Here is a 3,210-nt window from a genome sequence, read left to right as displayed (position 1 = left end):
TGGTTAATATGAAACGAATTATGGCCTTAATAAATACAAAATAACCGAGGAATTCGCTCAAATTGATGAGTGATTCCTCGGTTTTCATTTCATTAAAAGTAAGAGAGCTCCTTTTTCAGTGGGCTTTACCATTTCTCGAGTCTTTTTATTTATTTCTGACAGCTAAGATTTCTACCAGGATAACAATCCCTAAGGATACCATGGTTCCAAATGGTGCTGCATCTTCATCAAAAATTTTCTCAGAGAACAGTAGCAGAGCAATCGCTAATAGTAGCAAAGCACTGCATAGCATAATATCCTTGAAGCTTGGTTTGCGTTTTATATACTTTAAAAATGATTTCTGTAGTTTACTCATTTCGATTGTCCCCTTTGAAGTAAATCCTTTATCCATAGAATAAAACTCTTCCTCAGAAAATCTAGCCTCTTATAAAGCTTCTAATTCATAGAGTTCCGCAATAATCCCAGCAACCTTCTTGATGTCTCCTAGCATTCCGCGCATTTCAAAGTCAGCTAGGACTGGAAAACCAAAGCGCTGGCTATATTGCTTGGCGGTCAAACAGTATTGGTTGTTAAAATTGCGGTTACCTGATCCTACGACACCAAAACACTTGCTGGCATTGTCACCGTAAGCGATAAAGTCCCCTACTGGAGTGGTCAAAATCTCCACATCACCATTATCAACTCCATTGCCACCTTCTAGATAAGTCGGTAGAAAAGCGACATATGGATTGGTCATCTCAAAGAAATTCTCTCCCTCCTTGACCAAATCTTTAATATGGATCTTGTCCACTTCAATGTTCCCATACTGTTCTAATAAGTAAGCTTTCAGACGTGTGACGAAACTTTCAGTATTTCCACTCAGACTGATATAGACTAAGGAAATTTTTTTCATGCTCTCCTCCTTCTTTTTTGAATTCAAAAAAATAACTACCAAGATTGTATCTTGATAGCTATCCTTTGTCAACTCTTAGGCCAGTTCTTCCTCTTTTTGAGCTTCTGTTAATTCTTTTTGCTGACGCCACATTTTATAGAAGACGATTGCTAGGAAGATAACATTGAGTACGATCCCAAAAATGGCTGAACCTTTGGCACCAAGCTCCGCTCCCATACGGATGTTAGGGTCTGTAAAAAGTGAAACCGCATCCTGAACGCCGATAAAGTTGTAAATAGAACCAACGATGGCAACGAAGACATAAGCAAGATAAGTGTAGTTAGCCAATTGAAGGTTTTTACGAATAAGGAAAACCAAAGCCACAACAACTAGAATAACAGATAAGACAACCAAGAGAATGCTGAAGACAGAATGACCATGCTCCGATACCTTAATGGTGTAATCAACAAGCTCCTTAGCATAAGTAGCATTAACACCTGATGCTGATGTTTCTAGATTGCTCATACCCTCGGCAGTAGGTACTGGAGATATGATCCCAAATAGCGACATTGCTGAGAGTAAGGCTGATAAAATCAGTAATACCCAAAGATAGATTGGTTTCTTTTTCATAAAAGTAACCTCCTCATAATTTTTTAATTATTATAGCATATTTTACGAAGGAGAACAACTGTTACAAGTTCGTTTCCACCTGTTTACGGTAGGCTTTAGGAGACTTCCCACACAGTTTTCGAAAAAACTTATAGAAATAACCAACATTACTGTAACCAACTGTATAACAGATATCCTCAATACTATCATTTGTAGATAGCAAGAGCTGCTGGGCAGCCTTAATGCGTTGCTTATTGAGAAGCTCCGCAAAGGTGGAATTGGTTTCCTTCTTTATTAGCTGACCCAAATAAACGGGATTGATAAAGAGATCTTTGCTGATATCCTTGAGAGACAGCTCTTTTTTATAGTCTCTACCAATAACCTCGAGCACGCTGACGACATTTTCATTCATGCGATATTGACCAAAGAAGGATGTCAAGGTCTCTTTGGTATAAGCGACTAAATCCTCAAAAGTTGTAATAGCATGAATGTTCTTGACAATATCTGTCATGTCGTCTGCTTTCAGATGTTCAAAAAGATGGAAAACATCCATGACAAACTGGGTAAAGAGCTGCTTGGTAATGGATACCCTTGGTGTATTTTCAAGGACAATCTTCTCAAGCAAGGTCAATTCATCAATAATCTGCTGAAGATTTCCCTGGATGATCACTCGATAAATGGGTTCGTAGTAAGAAAAGAGACTTTCAGACTGATCTAAATTGACCGAACCATAAAAGAGTGTCTTTTCAACATCACGCTTCCATTTTTCAAAGTTGGCTTGATAAGGTGCCTCAAAAGGCATGACCAACAAGCCCTCAAATTCCTGATCTGCAAGAATAATTTGCCAATCTTGCCCCAGAACGTAGTAAGGAATGACAAAATTCCCTTGTTTTTCCTTGGAAAGTCCGATCCACCAATTTTCTTTTTGGCTGAGATGAGCCTTGAATGCTTCTTCATCTAGTTGCTGACTCAATATTTCTGGCTCATGAAATTTTGACTAGAGCGTTTTTCTATATATCCGAACATCTAATTTATTTCACAAAGAATGTAGTTTTTCGGTTAATTTTTATTGCAATACATCGAAATTTTAAAATTCAATAATCGCGTTAAATCAAGGTTTTTAAACATCTAATAATATGCTTTTCTTTTATTTTAAAGACTTTTTGCCCGACCTTATTTCATTGTGAGATTTGTTATCTACATTATTTGCCTTTTTCTTTTGTCAAGCAATATGTGAGGACCACTGATGAAATTGCTGACATAAGGATTCTCCTTTTAATTTTTTTCTATTTTTGTTTATCATATATTTTAATGTTTGTCTATCAGTCACACATTCGTAATACACATTTATACAAAAAAGCTTTTTGCTTTGGAATCCTTTAATAATAACAGTTTACATTAATGATTATTTCCCATTTAATACTATTTTACTGTGCGTACTAATTTCAAATATCTTTTTCATGCATTGTACCCTTTATTTATCACATCCTTAACTGTCTATAAAAATCAGCATTCATTTCTAACAATTCTTTAAAAGGGACTATTTTTCTAACTGCACCTGATGGAGTGTACTCCATTGACCAAATAAAAGGATAGGTCAAAACCAATGTCATTAAGTTAGTAATCTAACTATTTGAATAGGAGATAGGATTGAGATCATCAAAGTGATTCTCTATCCTATCTTCTATTTTTTTGCATAACAAATAAAGGTTTTTTCACCCTATTTTTTG

The 3,210-nt window shown here is 36.0% G+C and carries 3 protein-coding genes and 1 pseudogene; all 4 read right to left on the bottom strand.

The window, feature by feature from the left end; translation table 11 throughout:
• Positions 1-145: 145 nt before the first annotated feature.
• Positions 146-355 carry a hypothetical protein gene (locus QM374_RS10685; protein WP_000040887.1) on the bottom strand — a complete coding sequence of 70 codons (210 nt, stop codon included), beginning with the start codon at positions 353-355 and terminating at the stop codon, positions 146-148.
• A gap of 69 nt (positions 356-424) precedes the next feature.
• On the bottom strand, positions 425-892 hold the full coding sequence (nrdI, locus tag QM374_RS10680) for a class Ib ribonucleoside-diphosphate reductase assembly flavoprotein NrdI (protein ID WP_414311733.1): 468 nt from the start codon (positions 890-892) through the stop codon (positions 425-427).
• 75 nt (positions 893-967) lie between these two features.
• Entirely contained in the window at positions 968-1,501 is a 534-nt protein-coding gene (locus QM374_RS10675) for an ABC transporter permease (RefSeq protein WP_414311732.1), read from the bottom strand.
• A 61-nt stretch (positions 1,502-1,562) separates the two neighbouring features.
• Positions 1,563-2,456 (bottom strand): annotated as a pseudogene (locus tag QM374_RS10670) (helix-turn-helix domain-containing protein); the annotation flags it as partial.
• Between the last annotated feature and the right edge of the window lie 754 nt (positions 2,457-3,210).

The organism is Streptococcus infantis, assembly GCF_047465525.1.
In the GTDB taxonomy this organism is placed as follows: Bacteria; Bacillota; Bacilli; order Lactobacillales; family Streptococcaceae; genus Streptococcus; species Streptococcus infantis_R.
This window is presented reverse-complemented; position numbering and strand designations above follow the sequence as displayed.